Genomic DNA, 1,740 nt, shown 5'->3' on the forward strand with positions numbered 1-1,740 from the left:
GAAGAGGACCTCGTCTCAGCGTGTGCGGATTGAAATGACCGTCTTCCAATTGAAGCAGCTTGCCTCCACCTCCGTCCATGCCGCCGCCGACGTGATCGGCTGGAATTACGACCGCGCCGAAATGATCGCGGACGCCGTCATTCATGCGATCGGCGTGCTGGCCGGCATCGTCGCTGCGACCGTGCTGGTGGTGCTGACGGCGATCTATGCCGAGGCCACCGACGTCGTCGGCGTCTCGATCTATGTCGCCGGCCTGCTGTCGATGCTGGTGCTGTCGGCGACCTATAATCTCTGGCCGGTGTCGCCGGCCAAATGGCTTTTGCGCCGCTTCGATCATTCCGCGATCTATCTCCTGATCGCGGCGACCTATACGCCGTTCATCCTCGAGCTGAAGGACAGCGTGTTCGCGCTGGTGCTGCTCGCCGGCGTCTGGTGCGTGGCCATCCTCGGCATCGTGCTGAAGCTGTTCTATCCCGGCCGGTTCGACCGTGTCTCGGTCGGCATCTATCTCGCGATGGGCTGGAGCGGCGTGATGCTCTATGGCCAAGTCGTCAAGGCCTTGCCCGCGCTCGTGCTGGGCTTCATCCTGGCGGGCGGTCTGCTCTACAGCTTTGGCGTGATCTTCCACGCGTGGCGGCGGCTGCGCTTTCAGAACGCGATCTGGCACGGCTTTGTCTTGGCCGGGGCGGCATGCCATTATACCGCGGTGCTCGACCTCGTGTTGAGCTCATAAGTTTTCCGCGAAGCGGTATAAGTCGAGAGGAGATGTCGCATGCAGGTGACCGGTAAGGTCGTGGTCGTCACGGGCGGCGCAAACGGCATCGGCAAGGCTATGTGCGAAGCCTTTCACAATGCCGGCGCAGCCAAGGTCGTGGTCGCGGACATGGACGCCGACAATGCAAGGGCGGTCGCCGCCACGGTGGACGGCGCGGCCTTCAAATGCGACGTCGCGCAGGAAAAGGATATCGCCCACGTCATCGAGGAAACCGAGCGGCAGTTCGGGCCGATCGCGCTGTTCTGCTCCAATGCCGGAATCGGCGGCGGCTTCGATCCGATGTCGGAGAACGCAGGCGGCGCCTCGGACGAGCCCTGGCAGCGCAGCTGGGCGATCCACGTCATGGCCCATGTCTATGCGGCGCGGCATCTCATCCCCCGCATGCGGGCCCGCGGCGGCGGCTATTTCCTCAACACCATCTCGGCCGCGGGCCTGTTGTCGCAGGTCGGCAGCCCCGCCTATTCCACCACCAAGCACGCCGCGGTCGGTTTTGCCGAGAACCTCGCGATCTCGCACAAGGCCCACAACATCAAGGTCTCGATCCTCTGCCCGCAGGGCGTCGACACCAACATGCTGCGCTCGATCCCCAAGGGGCCGCAATCCGGTGACGGCGACCTGACGCCCGAGCAGGTGGCGAACGACGTGCTCGCCGGCCTCGAGCAGGAGACCTTCCTGATCCTGCCGCACCCGCAAGTGCTCGGCTACATGCGCAAGAAAACCGAGAACTATGATCGCTGGATCGGCGGCATGGCCAAGATCCAGGCGAAGATGCGGGAAGAGTTCGGGAAGTGACCGCCAGGTCATCCCGGGGCGGTCCGTAGGACCGAACCCGGGATCTCGAGATTCCGGGTCCGATGCTTCGCATCGCCCCGGAATGACGGAGTAGGTGTAGCTCCATCCGGGCTACGGACCTCACACCGCCGCCGCCTCCTTGACCCCCGGCACGGCGGGGTCGGGCGCGGTCT

The 1,740-nt window shown here is 64.5% G+C and carries 2 protein-coding genes; both read left to right on the top strand.

Annotated features, from left to right (window positions below; translation table 11 throughout):
• The first annotated feature begins 34 nt into the window (after nt 1–34).
• Nucleotides 35–733 (top strand): hemolysin III family protein, encoded by a 699-nt coding sequence (locus JHD07_RS03845; protein ID WP_291619218.1) that lies wholly within the window; start codon nt 35–37, stop codon nt 731–733.
• Between the two features lie 39 nt (nt 734–772).
• On the top strand, nt 773–1,567 hold the full coding sequence (locus tag JHD07_RS03850) for an SDR family oxidoreductase (protein ID WP_291619133.1): 795 nt from the start codon (nt 773–775) through the stop codon (nt 1,565–1,567).
• Nucleotides 1,568–1,740 lie beyond the last annotated feature (173 nt).

The sequence above is a fragment of the Bradyrhizobium sp. genome (assembly GCF_016462955.1).
Lineage (GTDB): Bacteria > Pseudomonadota > Alphaproteobacteria > Rhizobiales > Xanthobacteraceae > Bradyrhizobium.